Annotated in this window: 25 protein-coding genes and 3 pseudogenes; 5 read left to right on the top strand and 23 right to left on the bottom strand. The window is 41.0% G+C overall.

The features are described from left to right. Nucleotides 1-6: 6 nt before the first annotated feature. From MHH90_RS01890 to dinB, 13 genes and pseudogenes are all read right to left on the bottom strand, one after another. The gene (locus MHH90_RS01890) at nucleotides 7-249 is read right to left on the bottom strand and encodes a hypothetical protein (protein ID WP_084830769.1); all 243 of its coding nucleotides are present in this window, start codon (nucleotides 247-249) and stop codon (nucleotides 7-9) included. Beyond that, nucleotides 246-794, bottom strand: coding sequence for a tRNA (mnm(5)s(2)U34)-methyltransferase (locus MHH90_RS01885; protein WP_011226462.1), 549 nt, complete (start codon nucleotides 792-794; stop codon nucleotides 246-248). The genes MHH90_RS01890 and MHH90_RS01885 overlap by 4 nt, the downstream gene beginning before the upstream one ends. Next, nucleotides 791-1,735 carry a TIGR01212 family radical SAM protein gene (locus MHH90_RS01880; RefSeq protein WP_011226463.1) on the bottom strand — a complete coding sequence of 315 codons (945 nt, stop codon included), beginning with the start codon at nucleotides 1,733-1,735 and terminating at the stop codon, nucleotides 791-793. Before MHH90_RS01880 ends, MHH90_RS01885 begins: the two co-directional genes overlap by 4 nt. 84 nt (nucleotides 1,736-1,819) lie before the next feature. Beyond that, a complete protein-coding gene (locus tag MHH90_RS01875) occupies nucleotides 1,820-2,896 on the bottom strand; it encodes a SepM family pheromone-processing serine protease (protein ID WP_011681549.1) in 1,077 nt (358 codons plus the stop codon). Then, nucleotides 2,874-3,371, bottom strand: a complete 498-nt coding sequence (coaD, locus tag MHH90_RS01870) for a pantetheine-phosphate adenylyltransferase (RefSeq protein WP_014621910.1) — start codon at nucleotides 3,369-3,371, stop codon at nucleotides 2,874-2,876. The genes MHH90_RS01875 and coaD overlap by 23 nt, the downstream gene beginning before the upstream one ends. Nucleotides 3,372-3,404: 33 nt before the next feature. Then, nucleotides 3,405-4,004, bottom strand: a pseudogene (gene rsmD / locus MHH90_RS01865) (16S rRNA (guanine(966)-N(2))-methyltransferase RsmD); the annotation flags it as partial. 90 nt (nucleotides 4,005-4,094) lie between these two features. Then, nucleotides 4,095-5,048 (bottom strand): thioredoxin-disulfide reductase, encoded by a 954-nt coding sequence (gene trxB / locus MHH90_RS01860; RefSeq protein ID WP_259699870.1) that lies wholly within the window; start codon nucleotides 5,046-5,048, stop codon nucleotides 4,095-4,097. Nucleotides 5,049-5,080: 32 nt separating this feature from the next. Beyond that, on the bottom strand, nucleotides 5,081-5,305 hold the full coding sequence (locus MHH90_RS01855; RefSeq protein WP_082309114.1) for a DUF4059 family protein: 225 nt from the start codon (nucleotides 5,303-5,305) through the stop codon (nucleotides 5,081-5,083). A gap of 214 nt (nucleotides 5,306-5,519) precedes the next feature. Then, nucleotides 5,520-6,263 carry an amino acid ABC transporter ATP-binding protein gene (locus MHH90_RS01850; RefSeq protein ID WP_011681551.1) on the bottom strand — a complete coding sequence of 248 codons (744 nt, stop codon included), beginning with the start codon at nucleotides 6,261-6,263 and terminating at the stop codon, nucleotides 5,520-5,522. Next, nucleotides 6,263-7,009 carry an amino acid ABC transporter permease gene (locus MHH90_RS01845; protein ID WP_095559509.1) on the bottom strand — a complete coding sequence of 249 codons (747 nt, stop codon included), beginning with the start codon at nucleotides 7,007-7,009 and terminating at the stop codon, nucleotides 6,263-6,265. The genes MHH90_RS01850 and MHH90_RS01845 overlap by 1 nt, the downstream gene beginning before the upstream one ends. Nucleotides 7,010-7,404: 395 nt before the next feature. Then, entirely contained in the window at nucleotides 7,405-8,235 is an 831-nt protein-coding gene (locus MHH90_RS01840) for a transporter substrate-binding domain-containing protein (RefSeq protein ID WP_014608653.1), read from the bottom strand. A 459-nt stretch (nucleotides 8,236-8,694) separates the two neighbouring features. Continuing rightward, the gene (locus MHH90_RS01835) at nucleotides 8,695-8,928 is read right to left on the bottom strand and encodes a hypothetical protein (protein WP_002947030.1); all 234 of its coding nucleotides are present in this window, start codon (nucleotides 8,926-8,928) and stop codon (nucleotides 8,695-8,697) included. A 317-nt stretch (nucleotides 8,929-9,245) separates the two neighbouring features. Beyond that, complete coding sequence (gene dinB, locus MHH90_RS01830; protein WP_011681554.1) at nucleotides 9,246-10,349, bottom strand: DNA polymerase IV; 1,104 nt, start codon at nucleotides 10,347-10,349, stop codon at nucleotides 9,246-9,248. Nucleotides 10,350-10,627: 278 nt separating this feature from the next. Between dinB and pflB the strand changes: the two genes are divergently transcribed. The 3 genes and pseudogenes from pflB to MHH90_RS01815 all read left to right on the top strand — a co-directional run bounded on the left by pflB (nucleotide 10,628) and on the right by MHH90_RS01815 (nucleotide 14,489). Beyond that, nucleotides 10,628-12,937, top strand: coding sequence for a formate C-acetyltransferase (gene pflB, locus MHH90_RS01825; RefSeq protein ID WP_011226473.1), 2,310 nt, complete (start codon nucleotides 10,628-10,630; stop codon nucleotides 12,935-12,937). 266 nt (nucleotides 12,938-13,203) lie between these two features. Next, nucleotides 13,204-13,986 (top strand): annotated as a pseudogene (locus MHH90_RS01820) (carbonic anhydrase). Nucleotides 13,987-14,036: 50 nt separating this feature from the next. Beyond that, nucleotides 14,037-14,489, top strand: a complete 453-nt coding sequence (locus MHH90_RS01815; protein ID WP_167740672.1) for a GNAT family N-acetyltransferase — start codon at nucleotides 14,037-14,039, stop codon at nucleotides 14,487-14,489. A 350-nt stretch (nucleotides 14,490-14,839) separates the two neighbouring features. Here MHH90_RS01815 and MHH90_RS01810 read toward each other — a convergent pair whose 3' ends face one another. The 6 genes and pseudogenes from MHH90_RS01810 to MHH90_RS01785 all read right to left on the bottom strand — a co-directional run bounded on the left by MHH90_RS01810 (nucleotide 14,840) and on the right by MHH90_RS01785 (nucleotide 19,439). Beyond that, complete coding sequence (locus tag MHH90_RS01810) at nucleotides 14,840-15,046, bottom strand: restriction endonuclease subunit S (RefSeq protein ID WP_223899683.1); 207 nt, start codon at nucleotides 15,044-15,046, stop codon at nucleotides 14,840-14,842. A 129-nt stretch (nucleotides 15,047-15,175) separates the two neighbouring features. Beyond that, nucleotides 15,176-15,678 (bottom strand): annotated as a pseudogene (gene mobV / locus MHH90_RS01805) (MobV family relaxase); the annotation flags it as partial. A 444-nt stretch (nucleotides 15,679-16,122) separates the two neighbouring features. Beyond that, entirely contained in the window at nucleotides 16,123-16,878 is a 756-nt protein-coding gene (locus MHH90_RS01800; protein WP_011681558.1) for an ABC transporter permease, read from the bottom strand. Next, nucleotides 16,875-17,525, bottom strand: coding sequence for an ABC transporter ATP-binding protein (locus MHH90_RS01795; RefSeq protein ID WP_011681559.1), 651 nt, complete (start codon nucleotides 17,523-17,525; stop codon nucleotides 16,875-16,877). Before MHH90_RS01795 ends, MHH90_RS01800 begins: the two co-directional genes overlap by 4 nt. Nucleotides 17,526-17,727: 202 nt before the next feature. After that, a complete protein-coding gene (locus MHH90_RS01790) occupies nucleotides 17,728-18,684 on the bottom strand; it encodes a serine hydrolase domain-containing protein (RefSeq protein ID WP_002951776.1) in 957 nt (318 codons plus the stop codon). Next, on the bottom strand, nucleotides 18,684-19,439 hold the full coding sequence (locus MHH90_RS01785; protein ID WP_011681560.1) for a CppA family protein: 756 nt from the start codon (nucleotides 19,437-19,439) through the stop codon (nucleotides 18,684-18,686). The genes MHH90_RS01790 and MHH90_RS01785 overlap by 1 nt, the downstream gene beginning before the upstream one ends. A gap of 281 nt (nucleotides 19,440-19,720) precedes the next feature. Here MHH90_RS01785 and MHH90_RS01780 point away from each other — a divergent pair, with 281 nt between their 5' ends. Beyond that, nucleotides 19,721-20,083 (top strand): CPBP family intramembrane glutamic endopeptidase, encoded by a 363-nt coding sequence (locus tag MHH90_RS01780; RefSeq protein ID WP_014608659.1) that lies wholly within the window; start codon nucleotides 19,721-19,723, stop codon nucleotides 20,081-20,083. An 86-nt stretch (nucleotides 20,084-20,169) separates the two neighbouring features. On the opposite strand, the gene gla is transcribed toward MHH90_RS01780, so the two are convergent. Beyond that, a complete protein-coding gene (gla, locus tag MHH90_RS01775; protein ID WP_002951781.1) occupies nucleotides 20,170-21,033 on the bottom strand; it encodes an aquaglyceroporin Gla in 864 nt (287 codons plus the stop codon). 120 nt (nucleotides 21,034-21,153) lie between these two features. Between gla and MHH90_RS01770 the strand changes: the two genes are divergently transcribed. Continuing rightward, nucleotides 21,154-23,421, top strand: a complete 2,268-nt coding sequence (locus MHH90_RS01770; protein WP_113870483.1) for a Xaa-Pro dipeptidyl-peptidase — start codon at nucleotides 21,154-21,156, stop codon at nucleotides 23,419-23,421. A gap of 79 nt (nucleotides 23,422-23,500) precedes the next feature. Here MHH90_RS01770 and MHH90_RS01765 read toward each other — a convergent pair whose 3' ends face one another. The 3 genes from MHH90_RS01765 to MHH90_RS01755 all read right to left on the bottom strand — a co-directional run bounded on the left by MHH90_RS01765 (nucleotide 23,501) and on the right by MHH90_RS01755 (nucleotide 24,887). After that, on the bottom strand, nucleotides 23,501-23,881 hold the full coding sequence (locus tag MHH90_RS01765) for a hypothetical protein (RefSeq protein ID WP_002951783.1): 381 nt from the start codon (nucleotides 23,879-23,881) through the stop codon (nucleotides 23,501-23,503). Nucleotides 23,882-24,005: 124 nt separating this feature from the next. Continuing rightward, nucleotides 24,006-24,269 (bottom strand): hypothetical protein, encoded by a 264-nt coding sequence (locus MHH90_RS01760; protein WP_002945924.1) that lies wholly within the window; start codon nucleotides 24,267-24,269, stop codon nucleotides 24,006-24,008. Between the two features lie 321 nt (nucleotides 24,270-24,590). Next, on the bottom strand, nucleotides 24,591-24,887 hold the full coding sequence (locus tag MHH90_RS01755) for a bacteriocin immunity protein (protein WP_004197070.1): 297 nt from the start codon (nucleotides 24,885-24,887) through the stop codon (nucleotides 24,591-24,593). Between the last annotated feature and the right edge of the window lie 155 nt (nucleotides 24,888-25,042).

Genomic DNA, 25,042 nt, shown 5'->3' with positions numbered 1-25,042 from the left:
TTTCTCTTAACCTTCCTTATGACAACAGTTAGAAAATAGTTCTTTTTGCTTGCGAATTTTTTTATCAATGGCAGTCACGTCTTCCTTAGCTAAAAGTTTATGGCAACGTTCAACCTCAAGACTGGCTAGTTTCTTCTTGATTTTCGTCGTTTTGCAATTGTAAACCGTTTTTAAGTTATCTTCAGCACTCTGCTTGTCTATATATTTGGCCTGCATATTTGCAAGTTTTTCTTTAATATCTGTAATCATTGTAATTTCTCCAACATCACCAAAAATGGCGGCGTATTAATTTGATTGAGAGGTTGATACAGCATGGCTGTAAAAACACGCTGGTCTAAACCAATCACATACTCAAGAACAGCATCCTTCTCCATATCACCACCATCATGACCGTAGTAAATCATAATAGCTAGGCGACCACCCACCTCTAAGCGGTCAAGAATCTTCTCAATAGCTTCAAGGGTCGTGTGAGGTTTGGTGATGACACTCTTGTCTGCAGATGGTAGATAGCCTAAATTGAAAATAGCTGCTCGAATAGGCTCCCTAACATAATGGTCCAGATTTTCATGACCATCTAAAATGAGTTCCGTATTTTCAATTCCCAAGTCTGACAAGCGTTGACTGGTCTTTCCAAGCGCCTGCTCCTGCACGTCAAAAGCATAGACCTTCTTGGAAAGGCCAGCCAGAAAGGCTGTGTCATTACCGTTTCCCATGGTCGCATCGACAACTATACTCTCATCATCCAGCACTTCTGCTAGAAAGTCGTGAGACATATGAATGGGACGTTTAATCATGCTTTTTCCTCCTTCTTGCTAACGACTTTACACCCTTGCCATGAGTCACGACGTTCCATCTCTTTGTCAATGGCATTAAGGACTTCCCACTTGTTGAGACTCCACATAGGTCCAATCAGCATATCTCGCGGTGCATCACCAGTAATCCGATGAATGACGATATCCTTAGGGATGATTTCCAACTGGTCACAGATGATTGACACATACTCTTCCTGACTCAGCAATTTAAGACCCCCTTCGTGGTAGTCTCTTTGCATACGCGTATTAGTCATCAGGTGGAGGAGATGGAGTTTAATCCCCTGAATGTCATTATCAGTCACACAACGGCGAACATTCTCCACCATCATCTCATGAGTTTCCCCCGGTAACCCATTAATCAGGTGTGATACAATTTCAGCCTTGGGCGCACGCTCACGCAAGCGCTTCACCGTCTCCACATAGAGTTCATAGCTGTGTGCTCGGTTTATGAGCTCTGAGGTTTCTTCATAAGTCGTCTGCAGTCCAAGTTCAACCGTTACGTGCATGCGGTCTGTGAGTTCTGCCAGATAATCAATCACATCGTCTGGTAAACAGTCAGGGCGAGTACCTATATTGATCCCAACAACACCAGGCTCATTGATAGCCTGTTCGTAGCGATCCTTGATAACCTCAAGTGGTGCGTGAGTATTCGTAAAGTTTTGAAAATAAACCAGATATTTATGAACTTCTGGCCACTTGCGGTGCATAAAGTCAATCTCATGGTAAAACTGCTCACGAATCGGTGCCTCAGGAGCTACAATAGCGTCCCCAGACCCCGATACTGTACAAAAGGTACAGCCACCGTGAGCCACTGTTCCATCACGGTTGGGACAATCAAAGCCCGCATCTATAGGAAGTTTGAAAATCTTTTCGCCAAAAATCTCGCGATAGTAATCATTTACTGTTCTATAACGTTTTTTCATACAGACTATTATAACACTTTAGTCTAAAAAAGAGAGTAAGACAGAGACAAAATCATAGATTTCTGTCTGTCCTACTCTCACTTCTCATTTAGTCTTTTTCAAATAATCAATGGCTTCTTGAGCTGTTTTAACAGGGACGATTTTCATCTTGGTCCCCAGTTTCTCGGCAGCTTCCTTGGCCTCTTGATAATTAGTCTTGGCATCCGGATCAGCCTTTTTCATTTCCTTAGTTACTAGATTATTTGGCACGAAGAAAATGTCTGCGCCACTATCAGCCGCAGATTTCACCTTGAGATAGGCCCCACCGATATCACCGACAGCCCCATCTTTTTCAATAGTTCCTGTACCAGCAATCTTGCGGCCAGCCTTGAGGTCTTGACCAGACACCTGATCGTAAATAGCCAAGGTAAACATAAGACCAGCACTTGGCCCACCGACACCATCCAGTTTAAACTTAACATTCTCAGGACTCTTGATCTCAGTATGGTCCGTTAGGCCGATACCAATACCATTTTTGCCATTGGCAATCTTAATAATCTTACCAGTAGCAGTCTTTTCTTTGCCATCTCTCATATAAGTGACCTTGACCTTTGAACCCAGCTTAAGTCCTTGAACGTATTTAATCATGTCAGTAGAATTATCAAAGGTATTACCATTAACAGCCGTCACCGTATCAGCAATATTGAGGACACCCTTGAAGCTAGAATCATCAGCAACCTGAAGCACATAGACACCCATATACTCCAAACTAACCTCCTTACCAGCCAGAGTCAAGCCCTGATAAACCGCTTGGTTTTGAGAAGTCTCCATGTAAAATTGGTTGATGCGCATGAAATCTTCATCAGAGTAATTTCCAGTTGCCTCTTCAGCCGTTTGAAGCTTTGCAAAATCATTAAACTGAGCATAGAGCATCAAGGCCAAAGTCGCCTTGGTTTGAGCCACCGCCACAAAATTATAGGAGCCCTTAGAATCATCAGCTTTCTTATTCACTGTCAAGACTTCCTTGGTATCAAAAGCACCACCCGGAAGCTCCACATAGTAATTATTGAGCGGGAAAAAGAGGGCAAAAAGGAGGAAAAGTACCGTAAAAATACTTAATAACCACCACTTAATACGCCACATTTTCTCTAATAGCGCTTTAGATTTTGTCTTGTTTGCCACGCTTGGCCTCCACTTCCTTAACAACTGCTTGCGGAACATAGGAGCTAATGTCCCCCTCAAAATAAATCAACTCACGCACACGACTTGAAGACACCGGTGTCACCTCATGACTAGCAATCAAATAAACCGTTTCAAGTTCTGGCGCCAAACCTTTATTGAAATAGTCCATATTAGCCTCATAGTCAAAGTCTGTCGCATTGCGTAGGCCTCGAACCAGATAAGTTACACCAAGATCTCTGGCGACATCTACAGCCAGACTATCGTGGGCCGTTATGACCTTGACATTAGGAAAATCTGCCACAACCTCATCCAAGATACGCTTGCGAGTCGCAACATCCCAGAAGTCCTGCTTATTTTTATTATAAAAAAGTCCTATATAGAGCTCGTCAAAGAGTTTGCTGGCTCTGACAATAATATCCATATGCCCATTTGTAATCGGATCAAAAGCCCCCGTAAACATAGCAATCTTGGTCATAGCATTTCCTTTCTACAACTTCCCTACCAAAGGCTAACGCACGTAAACGGTCACCTTACTGATACCATAGGTTTTCTGCTTCCAAATCCCAAAGTTTGAAACTTCTTCAGGCAAGTCCACACCCTTATCAGTCTCACAAACCAACATCACCTCTTCAGACAAGAGCCCCTGCTCCTCTAACTGAGTAATATTGGCCACAATCTGCTCTTTCGCATAAGGCGGATCTAAGAGCACCAAGTCAAACTGACCTGTCAATTGTGTCAATGCACGCGCCGCATCCATCTTCAAAAGCTGGAACTGTTCCTCACTCTTGGTCATCTTGATATTTTCCTGAATAACAGCCTGTGCTCGACGATCCTTTTCCACGAGGACAGCAGACGACATGCCACGGCTAATAGCCTCAATAGCTAAACTACCACTCCCAGAAAAAAGATCCAAAACACGTCCTCCATCAAAGAAAGGACCAATCATATTGAAAATGGCACCCTTGACCTTGTCCGTTGTTGGACGAGTCGTTTTGCCTTCTAACGTTTTAAGCGGACGCCCGCCAAAATCACCTGCTACAACACGCAAGTCGGTCACCTCGTTTTTACTGACTTTTAGTAAGACTTCTCTATTATAACAAAAAACTACACATAGATGTTACTCCAAAGGAGGCTAGACTAGCTAAAGATCATCACACAAACACAAAAAACTCGAAATTCTCCCGAATTTCCATTTATGTTACTTATCACCAAGTGCAGTCACGTAGTTATAAGCTTCAATACCGGCTATGGCACCTTCCCCTACGGCTGTGGTAATTTGGCGAAGGTCTTTCTGACGCACATCACCAATGGCAAAGATACCTGGAACACTTGTCGCCATCTTATCATCTGTGATTACCCAACCATTTTGGTCAGTGATGTCGAGGCCTGTCAAGTAATCTGAAACAGGATCAAGTCCGACATAAACAAAGACACCGCCAAATTCGTGGTTAGTCACCTCACCAGTTTTGACATTCTTGATATCAACACTGCGAACCTTGATGTCATCACCCTTGATTTCTTCAACGACGGAATCCCAGATAAACTTGACCTTTTCATTGGCGAAGGCACGGGCTTGAAGGACCTTTTGAGCACGCAATTCGTCACGACGGTGAACAATGGTCACGCTATTGGCAAAGCGTGTCAAATAAATTCCTTCTTCAACAGCAGAGTCTCCACCACCAACAACCAAGAGGTCTTGATTGCGGAAGAAGGCACCATCACATACCGCACAATAAGAGACACCACGGCTGTTGTACTCTTCTTCACCAGCAACACCAATGTGGCGGTGTTTAGCACCCGTCGCAATGACAACTGTCTTGGTTTGGTACTCCTCGTCACCAGTTTTGACAACTTTATAATTGCCCCTGTCTTCGATACCAGACACGATACCATAAAGATTTTCAACGCCCAATTTTTCCAAGGGTTCAAACATCTTCATGGACAGTTCTGGACCAGAAATACTTTCAAAACCAGGATAATTTTCAATATCAGATGTGTTATTCATCTGTCCACCAGGAGCACCTTGCTCCAAAGTTGCCACTTTAAGGTTGGCACGAGCTGCATAAAGTGCTGCAGTCATCCCCGCAGGACCAGCTCCAATAACAATTGTATCGTACATGAGTAACTCCTTATATGATTTTCTTGTAGAGATATCTTACACCTAATGTGCCAACAAAGCTAGCATTATGCATTCAGTACGATAAGAATCGTCATAAAAGCAAATGCCAATACTGGGATCGAAACCATCGACATCATAATAGCATCATAGAGGGCACCCTGACGCTCCTTAACGGTTTTGTCTAAATGACGTAGGGCACGCCATCCAAGCCAAAAGACACCAATCACCAAACAAACAAAGAAAGCAATCACAAGGCCTAAGAGATAAAATTTAAAAATATTTAATAACATAAATCATCCTAAAGTGAAAAATAGAAAAGGCTGAGACAATATTCTCCAACCTCTGAATCCGATTAATAATAACTACATAAGGCAGTCACCGAGTAGACTCCTTAGTCGCCTTTGAAGTATTCAAAAGTTCCTAGTCATCCTTGTGGGACTTTGACTATGAACTAGAAATGTAGTCCTATCCCATCACCTTTTCTATTGTAACAAAAATCCCATCTTAAAGATATTGTTTTGAATAAGAAGCGAAGAATTCTTTTGTTCGCTCTTCTTTTGGATGGTTAAAGATTTCATCAGGTGTTCCTTGTTCAAGGATATGACCTTTTTCAAGGAAAAGCACCTTGTCAGCCACTTGATAAATAAAGTTCATGTCGTGACTGACCAAAATCATGGTTTGACCTGATTTAGCCGCATCTACGATTGATTTTTCAACCTCACCAACCAACTCAGGGTCAAGGGCAGATGTTGGTTCGTCAAGCAAGAGCACATCAGGCCTCATTGCAAGGGCACGAGCCAAAGCCACACGTTGCTTTTGACCACCCGACAAGTGACGTGGGTAGTAATTTTCACGATTAGAAAGCCCAACCTTAGCGAGCTCTTCTTTCGCAATCTTGGTAGCTTCTTCGTCAGAAAGTTTCTTAACAATCTTAAGACCTTCCTTAACATTATCCAAGGCTGTACGACGTTCAAAGAGGTTAAACTGTTGGAAAACCATAGCCAACTTACGGCGAAGGGTAAGGATTTGCTCCTTGGTAATTGTTCCAAAATCCACCTTGAAATCATCAATGGCAATAGTACCAGAATCAGGTTGTTCCAAATAGTTCAAGCAACGAAGGATAGTCGACTTCCCTGCACCAGAGGCACCAACAAGAGCCACAACTTCACCTTTTTCAATGTCAATATCGATGCCATCTAGAACCTTTTGTCCTGAAAATTCCTTGGTCACATTTTTGATACTAATCATTAGCGGTCACCTCCAATGCCAGAAATGTCAGTCGCTTCAGGAGCCTTAATGGCCATGTGATTTTCAACTGAACGACCAATGTACTCAATCAAGATTGAGATTGCCCAGTATACAAGAGCTACTGAGATATAACGTTCAAAGTAACGGTAGTCAGCACCACCTAAGATTTGAGCTTGCGCATACATTTCAACGATACCTGCACTGAAGGCAAGTGATGTTCCCTTAGTCAAACCAATCAAACTGTTAATCAAACTTGGTGTCGCAATAACTGCCGCATTTGGAATGATGACACGACGGTAAACTTGTGCTGATGTCATCCCAAGAGAACGGGCAGCTTCGATTTCCCCAGCGTCAACGGCCTGAATCGCTGCACGGATGGTCTCACTCATGTAAGCTGCTTCATTAAAGGCAAAGGCTGTAATAGCGAAGATAGCTGGTGGAATCTCATTAATGTTCCAATCTAAGCCGAACTCACCATTCAAGTAACGAAGGAAGAGTGGAATACCATAGTAAGTCAACATGAGTTGTACAAGGATTGGTGTCCCACGCAAGAAGCTCACAAAAACGGCTTGAATTGGATAAAGGATACGTACTCGATTAATTTTAACAACCGCAAAGACAAGGGCCAAAATCAAACCAAAGAAGGCACCTGCAATAGTCAATCCCAAGGTTAAAGGCAAGCGTTCTACAATCTTAGGAACAGCATCGAAGACAGCCTTCCATGAGAAGAGCTTACCAGCTGGCATCCAAGATGAAATCCATTTGAAGACAATTGTAACCAATTGCAAAACATAGCCCCAAAGGATTTCCACTAGCCATGATAAGGGAATGGCTAAAGCAACAGCTACTGCCAAACCAACCAAGCCAAGGATAACTTGAAGATACCAAGGTGACCGATTAAATGCTTCTATACTCTTTTTCACAATGTCGCCCTTTCTTTCTAAAAAAGTCGGTTAGCCTAGTGCTAACCGTTCAAATATCTTATCATAAATTTTATAATATTCATTATAGCACGACTCAGAAAGTCTGTGAAATAGTCTTTTCTTATCAAAGTGATAAGGAAATCATATCACTGATAATTCAGCTTTATTAACGTCAAAAAGCAGAGACAAGAGTCTCAACTTTTCAACTTTTAACCGTCTTATTTCAAATCACTGACGTAATCGCCACCGAAGTATTCCTTACTGAGTTTGGCAAGGGTTCCATCCTTCTTAAGCTCTTTGATACGCTTATTGACAAAAGTCTTGAGTTCCTTACCTTGCTTATTTTTTGAGAAAATAAGGTATTCAAGACCATCAGTCTTCATACCGATATCGTCTTTAAGCTTGTTTACAGCCAACTTATAGCCTTGATCTTTAACAATATACTCAGACGAAATGGCATCATAAAGGATAAAATCAATTTTTCCTTCTTGAATGTGTTGAACGCGTGTTGAAAGACCCGTCGAGCTAGAAGCGTAATTGATTGTAATTGGTGTCTTGTCCGCATTGGCGTGGTTCCAGTTTTCAAGCAACTGAGCGTAGTTAGTGCCAGGAAGCACTTCTGTTGTCTTACCAGACAAATCGTCTAGGCTAGTATACTTTGTACCCTCAGCACTGATGATTGCATAGTTAGAACGTGAAATCGGATCTGAAAAACTATATTTCTGTGCACGCTCTTCATTGTAGTTAAAATCATTAGCTGCAATCTGATAACGTCCAGAATCCACCCCTGTCAAGATGGAATCAAAAGGCGTCGTTACAAACTTGACCTCATACTTGTCTGAATCCTTAAAAACAGCCTTTACCAAATCAATATCATAACCCTTGAAGTCATCACCTTTTTTAAAAGTGAAAGGTGCCGTATCAGAGTCAGTCGCAACAGTAATCGTCTGCTTTTCACCAGATACCTTACTGTCACCTTTGTTTCCACAAGCTGCCAAAGTCATAACTGACAATCCAAGAATCCCCATGACTGCAAGCCATTTTTTCATATCTATAATCCTCGATACTCTCATTAATAGTTAGCAATAACAGTTTACCATCTTTATCCCAACTTGTCTAATAATAAAAACCTAAGTGGTGATAGAAAATGGTTGCCACTCATGTAATAACTCTTCTCGTCCAAAAAAGCTTCCCGTATATGATTAACATCAAATGCAATAAAATACTACTTGTCCTTACCTGATAACTTATTACTTGAGTCGCTACTATCTTCAGGTTGATAGTCTGACAAATCCTTATGGATACGTTCAGCGTAAACGACTTTATTTTCTGATTCAGCATGGTCAACCAGATCCTCGACAAGTTCTTTATAATTTTTTGTAGAGATAGTCCAGTTGACCCCATTATCTTCGATAAATTGAAGTTCCTTTCCAAATTATCTGAACCTGTCAAAGGTATACAGAACAATTCTTTATCAATATCCTTAAATCACCGTTAAAGTTTTCACACTAAAGGAACTTTGTTGTGAGATCTTTGCCCTTACCCTTTTCATCATTACTCTTATCAGATTGGTTCCAGTACTTCAACTTGTCAATATTAATACCATAGGGACTCATAAGGATAGTACGAACAGCAGCTTCAGCTCCATGGAAACTAACAGAGAGTGAAGTAAAAGTCACTGTTGCTTCATCTTTCTTGACTTTCACTTCCTTCAGTTTATAGTCCTGAATCTTGCCAATCATATTACAGCTTACCCTGAGAAACTTTGAAAACACTTGAGTTGGTGTCTTAGTATTAGCCTTGACACGTTATGTCGAAGTTGATTCGTTTTTTCTTTTCAGCTGACTTATTTGAAGCACAGGCTACAAGAACCAAGCATGTTGCTAAAATCAAGCCCAGATACGTAAAAACTTTTTCATTACTTTTATTATCTCATTTCTATTACTTACTAATTAAGATAGCACAGGTCTAATGATGCTTTAAGGTCAACTAGCAACGCAAAAAGTCAAAACTCTACTATTATATAATTATATAATCACGTATATAATCACGTATATAATCACGCCAAATCGTCTAAGTCTAACTGTCTACCTTCTTGGTCTTCCAAACCTGTCAGCGTAACACCAAGCAGGCGAACGCCACTACTATTTTCCTCCAGCTGATCAAAAATACTATGAGAAATCCTATCGATGGTGTCAAAATCCTGGGTTGATTTGTCCAAGGTCATACGTTTGGTTAGGGTTGAGAAGTCCGAATAACGAACCTTGATGACAATGATACGACCGACTTTTTTAGCTTTCTGGGCGCTTTCCGCTACCCGTTTAGCATTTTTAGTCAACTCAGCCTTGATGTCATCTTCATTATACAGGAGCTTACCATAGGTTCGCTCACTTCCGATAGATTTACGGACACGATTAGGCTTTACTGGGCTATTGGAAATGCCTCTAGCCTTGCGAAAGAGGTCAAAGCCAAAACGTCCAAAGCGGTCTATTAAGGTTATCTCAGAAATTTTCAAAAGATCGGCACCGGTGTATATATCCATGTCATGAAGACGCTCAACTGACTTTTTACCAACACCATGAAACTTTGCAATAGGTAGCTTTTTCAAAAATTCCTGGGCCTCTTCGGGAAGTACTACCGTCAAACCAGCAGGTTTTTGGAAATCAGAAGCCAGCTTCGCAATGAATTTATTGTAGGAAACACCAGCCGAACAGGTCAGATGGAGTTCCTGCCAGATATCATACTGGATAAGTTTAGCGACCTTAACGGCCGACTTGATCCCAAGTTTATTGGTCGTAACATCGAGATAGGCCTCGTCAATAGACATAGGCTCAACCAAGTCCGTGTAGCATTTAAAAATTTCACGAATCTGCATCCCTACCTCTCGGTAATGGCTATAATTTCCTGAAATAAAGACAGCATTGGGACAACGTTCGTAGGCTTCCTTAGAAGACATGGCTGAGTGGACACCGTATTTTTTAGCCTCGTAGTTACAAGTAGACACCACACCACGACCGCCTGTTTTTCTGGGGTCATTACCGATAATAACAGGTTTATCTTTAAGACTAGGGTCATCCCTCATCTCAACCTGAGCAAAAAAGGCATCCATGTCGATATGAATAATTTTCCGACTCGTATCATTAATTAGAGGGAACTCTAGCATGGCTTCTTGCCTCCTTTCTCAAATTTATCTCATTGTAAAGCCTTTCACATAAAACTTTGGGCCTACAAAACATTCTCCCCCTATGATACCAAAATCTATCAAAAAAACAGAAATTTATAATACAGATTTCCAGTTTTCAAAACTGTATTATAAAAGAATGTCTTTAAAAACGGAGTTTCAAAGTTATGTAAGCGGTTACTGTGTGATATAATACTTCTAGAGAATGTAACAGATGATTTTGTTACATTCTCTAGAAAGTATTATAGGAGATCCAAACTATGGCAACGGTTAAAACTAACACAGATGTTTTTGAAAAAGCGTGGGAAGGCTTTAAAGGAACTGACTGGAAAGAAAAAGCAAGTGTGTCTCGCTTCGTACAAGCAAACTACACACCATATGATGGTGATGAAAGCTTCCTTGCAGGACCAACTGAACGCTCACTTAAAATCAAAAAAATCATTGAAGAAACTAAAGCTCACTACGAAGAAACTCGTTTCCCAATGGATACTCGTCCGACATCAATCGCAGATATTCCTGCCGGCTATATTTCAAAAGACGACGAACTAATCTACGGTATTCAAAATGATGAGTTATTCAAATTGAATTTCATGCCAAAAGGCGGAATTCGTATGGCAGAAACAGCTCTCAAGGAACATGGCTATGAACCTGATCCAGCTGTTCACGAAATTTTTACAAAACATGTAACTACAGTAAATGACGGTATCTTCCGTGCTTATACATCAAATATCCGTCGTGCACGTCACGCACACACTATAACTGGACTTCCAGATGCTTACTCTCGTGGACGTATCATCGGTGTTTATGCTCGCCTTGCTCTTTACGGTGCTGACTTCTTGATGCAAGAAAAAGTAAACGACTGGAACTCTATCGAAGAAATCAACGAAGAAACTATTCGTCTTCGTGAAGAAGTTAACCTTCAATACCAAGCACTTCAAGATGTTGTTCGCCTTGGTGACCTTTACGGTGTAGATGTTCGTCGTCCAGCCTTCGATACTAAAGAAGCTATCCAATGGACAAACATTGCTTTTATGGCTGTATGTCGTGTTATCAATGGTGCGGCTACTTCACTTGGTCGTGTGCCAATCGTCCTTGACATATATGCAGAACGTGACCTTGCTCGTGGTACTTACACTGAATCAGAAATCCAAGAATTCGTTGATGATTTTGTCTTGAAACTTCGTACTGTAAAATTCGCACGTACAAAAGCTTACGACGAACTTTACTCAGGTGACCCAACATTCATCACAACTTCTATGGCTGGTATGGGTGCTGACGGACGTCACCGTGTTACTAAAATGGACTACCGTTTCTTGAACACACTTGATAATATTGGTAATGCTCCAGAACCAAACTTGACAGTTCTTTGGTCTGACAAATTGCCTTACTCATTCCGTCGCTACTGTATGCACATGAGTCACAAGCACTCTTCTATTCAATACGAAGGTGTGACTACTATGGCTAAAGACGGATACGGTGAAATGAGCTGTATCTCATGTTGTGTATCACCACTTGACCCAGAAAACGAAGAACAACGCCACAACATCCAATACTTCGGTGCTCGTGTTAACGTACTTAAAGCCCTTCTTACTGGTTTGAACGGTGGTTACGACGATGTTCATAAAGACTACAAAGTATTTGACATCGATCCAGTCCGTGATGAAGTTCTTGACTTTGACACTGTTAAAGCTAACTTCGAAAAATCTCTTGACTGGTTGACTGACACTTATGTAGATGCCCTTAACATCATCCACTACATGACTGATAAGTACAACTACGAAGCTGTTCAAATGGCCTTCTTGCCAACTAAACAACGTGCTAACATGGGATTCGGTATCTGTGGTTTCGCAAATACTGTTGATACATTGTCAGCTATCAAGTACGCTACAGTTAAACCAATCCGTGACGAAGATGGCTACATCTACGACTACGAAACAATCGGTGAATACCCACGTTGGGGTGAAGATGACCCACGTTCAAACGAATTGGCAGAATGGTTGATTGAAGCTTACACTACTCGTCTTCGTAGCCATAAACTCTACAAAGATGCAGAAGCTACAGTTTCACTTCTTACAATCACTTCGAACGTTGCTTACTCTAAACAAACTGGTAACTCTCCAGTTCACAAAGGGGTATACCTCAACGAAGATGGTTCAGTGAACTTGTCTAAATTGGAATTCTTCTCACCAGGTGCTAACCCATCTAACAAAGCTAAAGGTGGATGGTTGCAAAACTTGAACTCACTTGCAAGCCTTGACTTCGGTTATGCAGCTGACGGTATCTCGCTTACTACTCAAGTATCACCTCGTGCCCTTGGTAAGACTCGCGACGAACAAGTTGATAACCTCGTAACTATCCTTGACGGATACTTCGAAAACGGTGGACAACACCTTAACTTGAACGTTATGGACTTGTCAGCTGTTTACAAAAAGATCATGAGCGGTGAAGATGTTATCGTACGTATCTCTGGATACTGTGTAAACACTAAATACCTCACTCCAGAACAAAAAACTGAATTGACACAACGTGTCTTCCACGAAGTTCTTTCAACGGACGATGCTATGGGATAAAATGAATAAAGAGCTCGCAATAGCGAGTTCTTTTCTTTTTGTAAAACACTTGCTTTTCATTATAGTTTTCTAAATAAACTATAATTTATATTTGACTATCTTTCATATTAGCTATAAAATAAAGGCGTTTCTGTTTGGTTTCTCCAAACACTTCACTTTCAGAAGTACCTTAGAGAAATATCACCCTGTCACCGTCTGACTACTAGTTTACAAATAACAGGTCAACTAGCAGTCATGACAAAAATAACAGCCTATAGGGAGAAAAGATGAATAAGAAAAGTTTTAAGCTAATTGGATTATTGTCTCTTATAGCAGCTACCATCCTACTCGTAGCCTGCCAGTCTGAAACTAAAAGTAAAACCTCTAAGTCTCAAGAGGTCCAATGGGGCTATACGGGTATAACTGGTCCTGAACATTGGGGTGACCTTTCTAAAGATTATGAACTCAGCAAAAATGGTAAAGAACAATCTCCGATCAATATCACTGGAGCTGAGGACGTTGATCTTCCAGAACTAAACCTTAATAATCAAGAATCAGAAGCCCATGTTAAGAACAACGGTCACACCATTGAAGTCAGCTTTAAAAATCCAAAGAATACCATAACGATTAGTAAGGAAGTTTACAAGTTGCAACAATTCCATTTTCACGCACCAGCTTAGAATGAAATAAATGGCAAAACCTATCCTCTCGAAGGGCATTTCGTCTACAAGACGGATAATGGAAAAATCACAGTTGTCTCAGCTCTCTATGACTATGGAGACAAAAACCAAGCCTTGCAATTAATCTGGGATAAAATGCCTCAAGCCGCCAATACTGAAACGGATTTATCTCAGGCTATCTCACCTGATGATTTCTATCCTGAAAACAAGGACTATTACAACTTTGAAGGCTCATTGACAACATCGCCTTTTACTAAAGGCGTTAACTGGATTGTCTTCAAAAGCCAAGAAACTGTTAGTAAGGAACAGGTGGAAAAATTCTCTCAAACTCTTGGATTTGAAAATAACCGTCCTATCCAAGATGCAAACGGCCGAAAAATTAAAGCATAAAACCTATCAAAAGCTTGATGATAGACTATAATCTTTGCTACACTATTCCTATGATTATCAAACATACAAGAGATACACTTTCAGAGACTTATCTAGATGCTGTGGCTATTCGAAACACCGTTTTCGTTAAGGGACAAGGAGTTCCTCGCTTCATCGATATTGATGCCAATGAAGCCTACTGCATTCACTTTGTCCTCTATGATGACAAGGGCCAGGCTACAGCAACCGTACGACTACTTCCTAACATAGACTTGACACAAGTTACACTCCAACGCATGGCCGTGCTCGACGACTACCAAGGTCAAGGTCTGGGTAGCATCCTCCTAAAAGAGGCTGAAGATTTCGCTCAAGAGCAGGGCTTCAAATCTATTTCTCTCCATGCCCAACTAGGGGCACTTAAGTTCTATCTCAATAATGGCTATCAAGAAGTCGGCCAAATCTTCGAAGAAGCTGGTATCCAACACATTACGGTTGAAAAGTCCTTAATAAGTAAAAAAGCTTAAGCAGTAGATCAACTCTGCTTAAGCTTCTTCTTTTGTTGAAAATATAGAATAGCCATGCTCGATAGCAAGAACTGCCACATTTTCTTTTTTTAATAGCTCTACAATCTTTTTCCAGTATTTCTATCCTTTTAAAAAAAGTACAAACACTCCCATGTAAACCAAAAAAACAAGAGACAAGCTTTCTTTTCTTAGAGTGTCTACTCGACCGTTTTTGTCTAGACATACGTTTTCTCCTATCTAGGGAGTATTATATCATTTTATAAAAAAACAACCCCCGTTATCTAACTATTATTAGATAATGGGGGCTGTTTTAGTAGTCTTTCCTAGGGGTCATTATATAATTATGGACCCTAAACAAACATTTTTTGTAAAAAGCCTTTTTTCTGTTCTTTCAACAAATCCAACTTACGTTGATGAAGAGCGATAGTCTCGTCTAGCTGTTTGAAGAATGAGCCGATTTTATGTTGCTCTTCTAAGCTGGGAATTAATAATAAGTAAGGTTCGATGTGTTTATTATTGATTTGGGGAATAGTTGATGTGTCTGCAATCTTGTACAATCCTGTCTTATTGATAAAAGTATAGAGCGATACTCAGGATCAATACCTTTTGGTTCTAGGGCCATCATATTAGTATCCATGTAACTATCTTCTCCCAACATACGTACTTTATTGGTCATTATAGCAGCACCTTTTTAGGTCTTGATCTAAATCATCATGAAAGGTTTGCAGATCATGGCGCGTGAGCACTTCTTTAGCCGAGACTTTATAACGTGATTTTTTATTATCAAAAACAACGGGGACAAAGGCATAGTGCAAGTGAGGGGTTGTTTCGTCATAATGCATGACAGCGGCCACGGCATTTTCTTGACCATAACGTTCATTAAGAAAATTGGTGGTTTCTTCAAAAAAGGCGCTTTGTTGCTCGTAGGGCGCTTCTGCAAGATCTTCGGGTAAGAGTGACTATCCAAGTCGCTAACGGGCTCCTTCACATCGTCTCTTTGCATGCAATAAACGTCATTTAAACGCGCATTGAAGCGTGAAACCATATCAGAACCATCCGTCATGATATCTTGATTCAGATAAGTTTGCGACACATCAATTTCTTTGTTGGTGTGATGGTCAGTTTTACGTTCAAAGTGGACAGCTAAACCGGGTACTGCACCACGCATAATTTTCTTTAAATGCGCCATCAAAAATGCCTCCTCAAAAAAGGTTTTCCAAGACCAGTATAACACCGTTAAAAATCTGGTATAGCCTGTCCAAAATTCTATTTTGGACAGGCTCTGCGAGGCACGTCATCGACAAGCGATGACAGTAGCGTTTCCCCTTCCTTCTGGGGAAACTGCTATTTTTCAGCGCCTATTATCCGGCTAGAAAAACCTCCGGCGGGTCACGCCGTGACAGGGCAATTTATCATTGCAGGATCACTTTCAGTGAGAGCATGTCATGCAGAACGCTACCCGCGTGGGGCAAGCTATTGTCAGCTTAACCACAAAAAAATAAATTGGGATAGTATCGGTATCTATCTCAACTTATTCTGAGTGTGTATATATTCCTCATCGTAATCATCTCAATCAAAAATTATGATCAGTATTCAGGATAAGGACTCCCCACGGGACTGCAATCAGGAGTCATTACTTCAACTGTTTTTGTTCATTATAGAAATTACGGTAAGCTAAATAGCACGCAATGATTGACCCCAAACTAGTCGCTGATAAGAGCATGAACGTGACCATAATTTGATACCTAATGGCCCGTACTGGATTGACCCCTGCAAAGATCAAACCGGACATCATCCCTGGCAGACTGACTAGACCCACAGTCTTTGCCGAATCAATGGTTGGTGACATCCCCGTAAGAATCGCCTCACGCACGATGGCAATCGAAGCATCAAGTAGACCAGCCCCTAACGCCAACCGTTCAAGCACACCTTGGCGCTGGTCATGAAACTGGCTATTGAGGCTGCGATAAGCCAGCCCAACTGCGACCATTGAATTCGACGCAATCATACCAGAAATGGGAATCATTTGCGATGGCACAAACTTAATCGCACCAGATAGCACGAGGACGCCGAGTGTTACCCCTGTACTAACAAAAATGGCTAATAACGAAATGGCTAATGCATGGTCAATCCCCGGCCCCCGTTTTTTCGCATTCCAAGCCGCATTGAAGATAATGAAGCCCATCATCGCCAGCGTTAGCCACAAATTGTTGACTCGGAAAATATACTTTAGCAAGTAACCCACGATAAATAGTTGTACAACAGCCCGCACGACACCAATGACGATGTCCCTATCCAAGCCAAGTTTCTGCCACAAACTAATTCCTAACGCGACGAGCACTAACATTGCCGCCAAAAATAGCGACGTATTATTAACTGCTAAATTCATGCGTGCACCTCCAATCTGCCAGCAATCACTTTCGCTAATTGATCTGCCGCAGCAATCTCTGTCGCGTCATGAGTAATCATGATCGTTGTCACGTGATCCTGCTCATTTAACTGTCGTAACCAGGCGTGTACGATTTGCTTATTATTTTCATCCAAACCAGCTGTCACCTCATCTAATAACAACACTTTTGGTAAGAATAAGATATTGCGAATCAGCGCGACCCGCTGCCGTTCACCACCGGAAAGCTCGATAATCGGCTGATGCAGGGTTCGTTCGGACAGCCCAACATTATTTAACGCCGTTACCACTCGTTGCGTATCCATGACTTGCTTACGAATTTGGTACGGGAAAGCTAAGTTATCTGCCACCGTCTCACCAAATAACGTCGGTTGTTGGAAACAATATGAGACTTGCCGCCGATACATGATTGGGTCATAACTTTCAATCGGCTGCCCATCAAAAATCAAGGTCCCACTTGTTTTAGAAATCATGGACGCAATGATCCGCAATAACGTACTTTTCCCACCACCGGATGGTCCCGTCAATGTAATATGAGCCCCAGCTGGAATCTGCCAATCAATATCATGTAAAATATGTTGATCAGAGATTTTATAATTAACTTTTTCTAAACTAATCAATGAATTCATACGCCCACCCCCCGATCGCACAATGATCGGCGCCGACAACAGCCGGATGAAAAAGTGCTCAGAAGTCAATAAATTGGACTTATCTGTTTGATGTATTAATACACGAACCTATGTAGCCATTGGCAAAGCCCTATGAATCATACCTGAGTCAAAGTGTTCCGTATAACTACGGAGGGGTTCTAATTGAACTTTTAATTTATCATTATTTTCCTTGGTCGACCATTTCACAAACCAACTCCTTCTTCATTATCTCAATCAAAGCATCTCTGTCCTTAATCCATTGAGCCCTCTCATCCTTGTAATAGGTACGATTACTGAGGAAAATCCCCGCACGTTGACGAGGGATATTGATAAGCACAAAGGTACCTGTATAACCAGTATGAATAATCCAATCGCCTTGAAGGTCCCACGCGACACTACGCTCCTTCTTGGATTGACTGATATTTTGCGTCAGATTTTTAGCAAAATCATCCTTCAAATAATGGTTAACAAAGATTTCCAAGTCCTTTAGGGTTGAAAAGAGACCTGCTGAACCTGTGTGCTCTTTGAGCACTCGAGCCTTGGGATCGTGAACAGTTCCTCCCGGAATTCCCTCTACAGTTGGAACAGCAAGGTCAACTGGACCAAACTGTGTGTCAATCATACCAAAAGGTTGGAAAATTTCGCTGTCAAAAAGCCTGTCCAGTCTTTGTCCAGATAATTTCTCAAGCATCAAGCCCAGGAGAATAAAGTTAATATCTGTATACAAGAATGGTTTATCAGACTTAACTTTGATGGCATTTATTGCAGCAATCAATCCTTTTTGGTCTAATTCATCACGATTTGGAATAAAAGGATCAATTCCGCTACTATGAGAAAGAAGCTGACGAAGGGTTAGCGTCTTGTCTGCTACTTCAGGATAATAGGTGGAGAACTTCTCATCCAAATCCAGTTTTCCTGACTGTAAGTAGAAGATACAAAGAGTTCCAACTCCCACGACCTTAGAGACACTAGCTAGATCATAGGTTAAATCTGGAATTACTGGATTCTTTCCATCCTGAGTACCACAGTAGTACTCTTGCCAATTCTTTCCATCATAGAGTGCAAGGCTGGCACCCGGGAAGATGTCAGCCTTGATGTAGTCTGTAATTGTTAACAATGTTTGTTTGAAGTTAGTCATTATTTTGTTAACCAAACCTCAATATTACTCATATCAGTCAGTGCGAGTAGACTTCCTTTAGGATCTAGATAACTTGAGAACTGTTCCTTGTCAAGTTTCTCATGCAAGGCAGCCAAATCATAGTCTTCAGCTACCTTAAATTCTAGAACTTCCAAATCCCAAGTTTGATCTGAACTTACTTGAAGGTCCGGACCTTCTGCCTTTTCAAAGTGGATAGATAAAGGCAATTCTTCGCCAAACAGATTATCGTAGAAAAAAGCCGCTTGAGCCATATCGACAACATTCAAAGTCAAAGACTGAACAGTAAAATCTGAAACTCCTTTAAAATCTTTTTTTTCTTCAACATCTGCGTACTCGACTGTCTTTAGAGTTGATAAATCATCTTCGGCATGCACCAAAATAAGATCATTTTCTGGTGAGATAGTCTCAAAAGCGTAACCATTTTCCCCTTGGAAAATAGCCTTAGCTTGATTATCATCACGCGCCAAAAGGTACTCAATCTCAAGTGGATTTGAAACCTTAATGACCACTTTATTAATTTTCTTAGGACCTTCAACTGCACGGCAACGGTAAGCTGGAGACTCCTCAATTACAAAAAGTGAGTTACGTTCTGACCAGTCAGTGAAGACAGCAAGAGCATTTTCCTCAGTCAAAAGCTTAAATCCTAACGTATTTTGGTAAAAATCGATATTTTCTTGTCTATTATTCACACGAAAAATTGGTGTGTGAAACTTAAGATTCCCTGATTGCGTCATGATACCCTCCATCTTTTCTATTTTATCCAAAAAGAGTCTGTGTGACAAGAAGTTTCCTAAGAAATACAGGATTGTAATTTTTTACATTCTTTCACATAAATTAGGAAAATCATTATATTATCTTTACCTTAGGACTCGCTATTTCTTCATTTTAGAATATAATAAAGACTTTGAAAACTTTCGTCAATCACATTTGGCGTTTAGACATGCCGATCAGGCATTCTTTTTACTACTTGGGGGGCTGTTCTTATTTTTTGATGAGAGTTATTGGGAGTAATCTTATGCTACTGACCCACACCAACTACCATCCAGAACTTCAAAGAACTCTTACGACAACGTCTATCCTCCCAGTAGCCATTAGCGTGATGACTACAACCTTCTTGCAAGAACTACTCTTTCGTAAGTTGGTTTGCTCTTGGTTGGCTCCTTATTCGATAGTTACTGCTTTAGTGAGTACCAGTCTCTTTTTCCTATTCCATATGCCCACCAACCTTGCCCACCTCTTCCTCTATATTGGAATGGGATTGGCTCTCTCTATGGTCTACCAAAAAAGAGAAAATCTATCAGCAACTATCTCGCTTCATATCCTATGGAATATTTTCACCTTAGGTGCTACCATTCTAGTAATGACTAATCCCATGTAACTGAGAAAACTTTCTCAGTTTTTGCTACTTTCAAAATTTTAAGCATAAAAAATCTGAAGCATTTGCTTCAGATTTTTTATTATTAATTAAAGGTAGAGAGCTTTAAACAAGTATACAGCCAAAAGTCCTGCAAGGATTGGCGCTACAACTGGAACCCAAGCGTACCACCATTTAGAATCACCTTTGTGCTCACCAAGAACTGATGTTGGCAAGAGATGGTGAAGAAGACGTGGCATCAAGTCACGAGCTGGGTTAAGGGCTGGTCCAGTAGGTCCACCGAATGAAAGTACCAAAGCAGCAACCAAGAAACCAACACCGATGTGGGCTGTTTCAAGCGATCCATGGAATTGTCCATCAACCATTTCTTTAGTGTAACCAGCAGCAACAGCTTGTTGTGCAAGCTTGTGACCAAAGTAGTTGTTTGTCAAGGCAAGGGCACCAAAGAAGAGGAGGAATGATCCTGCAAACTCGTTGACAAAACCATTGGCACAGGCACGATTACGATTTTCTGGAGTGTCATCATGATCGTCAACTGCTGAGATAGTTGAGAAGGTCCCAAGAATATTGTTAGGATTCTCAGTTTGTGCATAGTAAGGTTGGTGAACCCAAACCACAATAGCTTGACCTAGGAAGGCACCGAGAAGTTGTGCAATAAGGTATCCAGGAACGCCTACCCATGAGAACAATCCAGATGCAGCAAGTCCAAGTGTGAAAGCAGGGTTGATGTGGTTACCAGAAACATCACCAAACATAAGGGCTGGCATCATAACACCAAAACCATAACCAAAAGCGATAACAATCCAACCAGATTTGTTACCTTTTGTTCCTGTAAGCTCAACGTTGGCAACAGCACCATTACCAAGTGCTACAAGAAAAGCAGTCGCGAACAACTCAGTGAGGTATTTCAAAAGCCATTCACTGGTGAACGCTTCTTTTAGAAAATCATTCATTTGTCTCTTTATTTCCTTTCGATTTTACAATAATTTAGACATTTATCATTTTATCAGGTATAATGTCTGATGTAAAGATATTTCTGGAATATTTACGTATTATTTTTGAGGTTTTTGAATATGAAATTTAACCAGTTCAGTTACATCCCTGTTAGTCCTGAAACGGCTTATCAGGAACTCCGTTCTTTGGGCTTTGAAGTCTCTCTAGATGCTAGTGCCAAAGCCAATTTTGAATCCTTTGTTCGCAAGTACTTCCTTTTCTTTGAAGATACTGATTTGGCTTTGAAAAATTGGATTGCCGATCCAGAGACAGACCTCCTGTCCTTTTTCCAATCAGACCGTCCTTTGACTGCTGAAGTCTTTGGCTTAGTAGCCCTTCAACTGCTAGGATTTGTCCCTAATGTGGACTTTACCGACAGTGTTGCTTTCCTTGAGAAAATGGCCTTCCCAATTGCTTTTGATGGTAGCCTTAATAACCTTCACCAGTTGTTAGCGACACGCACACAATCTGGCAATACCTTAATTGATCAGTTAGTAGCCCAAGATTTAATCCCAATAAGTAATGACTACGTCTTCTTTAATGGTAAGAGCTTGGCAACATTTGACACTAATCAGCTTCACCGTGAAGTGGTTTATGTCGAAACACCTGTAGATACTGACAAAGATGGGCTGTTAGACCTAGTCAAGGTGACTATCTTACGTCCTAATGTTGACTTCCCAGTTCCAGCCATGATGACCGCAAGCCCTTATCAACAAGGGACTAATGAACCTTCCTCTGATAAACTGACCCACAAGATGGAGGGAGACTTGCTCGTCAAACCAGCTGGTAAGATTTCTCTTAGCCGTCCAGAAATTAAAGCACCAGAGGCAGACCTTACGCCTATCAACCCTGTCACAAAGGCTGAGGAGCGTTTTGCTCACACTGATACCTATACACTTAACGATTATATGTTGGCTCGTGGTGTGGCTTCTATCTATGTATCTGGTGTCGGTACTTTCAACTCGGAAGGTTTCATGACCTCTGGAGACTATCAACAAGTTTTGGCCTATAAAGCTGTCATTGACTGGCTCAATGGTCGTGCACGCGCCTTTACTAGTCGTAGCAGACAGCATACAATCACTGCTGATTGGGCTTCTGGTAAGGTGACTACTACTGGACTTTCATATTTGGGTACCATGTCCAACGCCCTTGCTACAACTGGTGTTGACGGTTTGGAGATGGTTATTGCTGAAGCGGGTATTTCTTCTTGGTACGACTATTATCGTGAAAATGGACTCCTCGTTAGCCCTGGAGGGTACCCTGGTGAGGATCTCGATACCTTGACTGAATTCACCTATTCTCGTGCCCTATTAGCTGGAGAATACCTACGCCACCAAAAAGACTACGAGGTCTACCTCAATGAGCTAAGCACAGCTATTGATCGTAAGCATGGGGATTATAACCAGTTCTGGCATGACCGCAACTATGTGCAATTCGCAGACCGTGTCAAAGCTACTGTAGTCTTTACACACGGTAGCCAGGATTGGAATGTCAAACCAATTAATGTCTATCAAATGTTCAGAGCCCTTCCTAAATCTCTCGAAAAACACCTCTTCTTCCATAATGGTGCCCACGTTTACATGAATGCCTGGCAGTCTATTGACTTCCGAGAAAGCATGAACGCCTTGATTTGTCAGAAACTCCTTGATTTAGATAATGGTTACACACTGCCTACAGTCATCTGGCAAAACAACCAGTCTGAACAGACCTGGGAAGTTCTCGATAACTTTGGTCATGATAATGGTAAACACATTCAGCTTGGTAAGGCAGAAGCTAGTATCGCTAACCATTACGAAGAGGAAATCTTTGCTAAGTACGGTAAGGCTTATCAAAGCTTTAAGGATGACCTCTTTATGGATAAAGCCAATGCCATCACTCTAGACTTTGAACTGGACCAAGACATCCAAATCAATGGTCGTGTCCACCTAGAGCTCAGGGTCAAGTCTAGCACAAACCGTGGTCTCATTTCGGCCCAAGTTCTGGAAATGGGAGATAAAAAATACCTAGCTCCAATACCTGAATTAAAACGCATGAATGTAGATAACGGCCGTCTCTTCAAGGAGGAAGCCTTACGTGAATTGCCATTCAAGCAGGCAAAATACCGTGTCATTACCAAAGGACACCTTAACCTGCAAAATCGCAAAGATCTCCTTAGCATTGAGAATGTCACTCCAAATGAATGGATGACTATCGGTTTGGACTTACAACCAACCATCTACAAACTCAACAAGGGCGACAAACTCCGACTCGTTCTCTATACCACAGACTTTGAGCACACTATTCGTGACAATAGTGACTATGAAGTGACTGTGGACCTAAGCCAAAGTAAGATGACATTGCCTTATTAATCTTTATCGCAAAAAATCCCATAGGATGAGAACTCCCATGGGATTTTTTTATTGTGTGAGAATAAACAAGATTTGATCTTCAATTTTTACGATTCATTTTGATGTTATTTAAACAAATGATATAGCCAAGACAGTGGAACAACACAAAGATATGCCAGTAAAAATAAAGCATAAAGCTGTCAGATTTAGTCAACGTATAAAAAAGAAAAATTCCAACAAACAAAATGGAAAGCCAGAGTGTCTTCTTAACGAATAAAAAGTATTGATGCCATATCTCTTTATCACTCAAAGTGACTTTAGATTTTTTGCCTAGGACAAGATGCATCAGAACCTCTGCTATACTGCTAAGTACTGTTAAAACCAGAATCTTACTAAGAGGAATTCCTAAAAAGAATCCCATACACTCAATAAGCAATTGGGACAAAACAATGGCCGTAAGGGCACGTAGATTTTTTGACATAAAACTTAAACCTCACACTTCTCTCAAACAGAAAGTTTTCACAACGCCTACAAAGTTACCAAAGCATAGATAAGCACTTACAGCCTCGCTATTTTTATAGGCGTGTCTATCATAAACTGCCATTCTAACCTCGTTCACTTTGTTTAATGATTTTAAGCACTCTAGGTGTCAGAAAAGCTAGTAAACAAATATCCAAAACAATCACAACAATAATGATTAGGCGCCATTCGGCACCTCTCACCGTCAGCAAACGATAAACACCAGTTAAAATAATAGCCAAATGTGCCAAGCCCATACCAGCGTAAATTTGTTTAGGAGTAAACTGTCGTTCCCAAGTGGACGATTGTTCAGCTCTCGTCCGATGAACACTGGTAGGTAGGTCAGACACAGTAAGGAAACCAAACCCAGGGGTAACTAAAATAAGAAGGAAGAACCATTATATAATAATTCTAAACCAATATTGCCATCTATCAAACCTTAGGCAACAACCATGAGTTGTAAATAAAGTAACTTTCCTGAACGAAGTCGGTTAAGATAAGGCATCGCACTCACCTTTTATCACAATCACTTGTCCGCTTGTCATAATCATAACTAGGACTTAAGGTTCTTTCTCTGCTCCTCAACAGATTGGAAAAGAACCTTTTTGCTCCATCTTCCTTTTCTCAATGGACAACTCAACCTTAAAACCAAGAAATCCTCCCTAATGACATCAATAGCCATAACGAATCGCTAGCAATTTTCGCAACTCTGCCATTCGCTCCTCGATACAGGGAGACAAGGTTAGCTGGTCTTTTCTGACCACTTTGGATATTTCCAGTGACATCCTGCTTAAGATATAGGGAGTGGCTGAACGAGAGTCTGCAAGTTCCGTTCGGTAGGAGTGCAGGACCTGCTTCAAATCAGCATAATCTGGCTTATCTCCAATAGTTTCAATTACCTCATCGATGATAGCTACTGCTTGTTCTTGTCTCTCTTTGCCTCCTGCAAACCATTTAAGTCCTTTCATTAAGAAAACCTCCTTATTTCTTTCAACTAATTTTTCAATCACATCTTTAGTATAGCACACTGATAGTCATTTAAAAGCCAGCGTCACAAAAAGTGGCTATACGTCCTGAATGGTCATTCATATACAAAATGAAAAAAATTGAGGGAGATACTCAA

It is taken from the genome of Streptococcus sp. FSL E2-3488, assembly GCF_038003585.1.
Classification (GTDB): domain Bacteria; phylum Bacillota; class Bacilli; order Lactobacillales; family Streptococcaceae; genus Streptococcus; species Streptococcus thermophilus.
The sequence above is the reverse complement of the archived record's forward strand: the minus strand, read 5'-3'. Positions and strand labels throughout refer to the sequence as shown.

Coding starts and splice junctions, on each gene's coding strand:
- MHH90_RS01755 (WP_004197070.1), bottom strand. CDS start 24,887: ATGAAAGGACTTAAATGGTTTGCAGGAGGCAAAGAGAGACAAGAACAA.
- MHH90_RS01890 (WP_084830769.1), bottom strand. CDS start 249: ATGATTACAGATATTAAAGAAAAACTTGCAAATATGCAGGCCAAATAT.
- pflB (WP_011226473.1), top strand. CDS start 10,628: ATGGCAACGGTTAAAACTAACACAGATGTTTTTGAAAAAGCGTGGGAA.
- MHH90_RS01800 (WP_011681558.1), bottom strand. CDS start 16,878: ATGAATTTAGCAGTTAATAATACGTCGCTATTTTTGGCGGCAATGTTA.
- MHH90_RS01835 (WP_002947030.1), bottom strand. CDS start 8,928: ATGATTGGCAAGATTCAGGACTATAAACTGAAGGAAGTGAAAGTCAAG.
- MHH90_RS01850 (WP_011681551.1), bottom strand. CDS start 6,263: ATGATTAGTATCAAAAATGTGACCAAGGAATTTTCAGGACAAAAGGTT.
- MHH90_RS01765 (WP_002951783.1), bottom strand. CDS start 23,881: ATGTCAAAAAATCTACGTGCCCTTACGGCCATTGTTTTGTCCCAATTG.
- MHH90_RS01790 (WP_002951776.1), bottom strand. CDS start 18,684: ATGACTAACTTCAAACAAACATTGTTAACAATTACAGACTACATCAAG.
- coaD (WP_014621910.1), bottom strand. CDS start 3,371: ATGACCAAGATTGCTATGTTTACGGGGGCTTTTGATCCGATTACAAAT.
- MHH90_RS01880 (WP_011226463.1), bottom strand. CDS start 1,735: ATGAAAAAACGTTATAGAACAGTAAATGATTACTATCGCGAGATTTTT.
- gla (WP_002951781.1), bottom strand. CDS start 21,033: ATGAATGATTTTCTAAAAGAAGCGTTCACCAGTGAATGGCTTTTGAAA.
- MHH90_RS01770 (WP_113870483.1), top strand. CDS start 21,154: ATGAAATTTAACCAGTTCAGTTACATCCCTGTTAGTCCTGAAACGGCT.
- MHH90_RS01885 (WP_011226462.1), bottom strand. CDS start 794: ATGATTAAACGTCCCATTCATATGTCTCACGACTTTCTAGCAGAAGTG.
- dinB (WP_011681554.1), bottom strand. CDS start 10,349: ATGCTAGAGTTCCCTCTAATTAATGATACGAGTCGGAAAATTATTCAT.
- MHH90_RS01815 (WP_167740672.1), top strand. CDS start 14,037: ATGATTATCAAACATACAAGAGATACACTTTCAGAGACTTATCTAGAT.
- MHH90_RS01845 (WP_095559509.1), bottom strand. CDS start 7,009: ATGCCAGCTGGTAAGCTCTTCTCATGGAAGGCTGTCTTCGATGCTGTT.
- MHH90_RS01795 (WP_011681559.1), bottom strand. CDS start 17,525: ATGAATTCATTGATTAGTTTAGAAAAAGTTAATTATAAAATCTCTGAT.
- MHH90_RS01840 (WP_014608653.1), bottom strand. CDS start 8,235: ATGAAAAAATGGCTTGCAGTCATGGGGATTCTTGGATTGTCAGTTATG.
- MHH90_RS01855 (WP_082309114.1), bottom strand. CDS start 5,305: ATGTTATTAAATATTTTTAAATTTTATCTCTTAGGCCTTGTGATTGCT.
- MHH90_RS01780 (WP_014608659.1), top strand. CDS start 19,721: ATGCTACTGACCCACACCAACTACCATCCAGAACTTCAAAGAACTCTT.
- MHH90_RS01785 (WP_011681560.1), bottom strand. CDS start 19,439: ATGACGCAATCAGGGAATCTTAAGTTTCACACACCAATTTTTCGTGTG.